Origin of the sequence: Acidovorax radicis N35, from assembly GCF_000204195.1 — a bacterium.
Lineage (GTDB): Bacteria > Pseudomonadota > Gammaproteobacteria > Burkholderiales > Burkholderiaceae_C > Acidovorax > Acidovorax radicis.
The window spans coordinates 1-286 of sequence record NZ_AFBG01000011.1 but is presented as its reverse complement, the minus strand read 5'-3'; the positions used below and the strand labels follow the sequence as shown (position 1 = coordinate 286).

1 protein-coding gene is annotated in these 286 nt (G+C 47.2%); it reads left to right on the top strand.

Annotation, left to right across the window (positions count from 1 at the left end; genetic code table 11):
- Positions 1–45 precede the first annotated feature (45 nt).
- Positions 46–286: hypothetical protein (locus tag ARADN35_RS28350; protein ID WP_208856812.1), on the top strand; the 241-nt coding region annotated here is incomplete at its 3' end.

The window sequence follows — 286 nt, the reverse complement described above, 5'->3', positions numbered from 1 at the left end:
CTGAGCCTTGAATTCTAGCACAGTTTTTGAAGAACTGTCAAACTTTTGAAAACTTTTTCGTCTTCATCACCTTTCAAACTCAGCGTCTTGCAACACCTTGCTCTACTCAGCGAAGCCTTGAATTATATACCGGTTTTTACACCACCCACAACTCAAAACCAAACTTTCTTCACCACCTTCTCAGCCCCTGCAGCAACAAGGCCTCAGCCCCATCACCACCCGAACCACCAGCTCCCTGCATTTCTGCAGAACCGCCTCAGTAGCGAAGCCCTCGACTATAGCATTA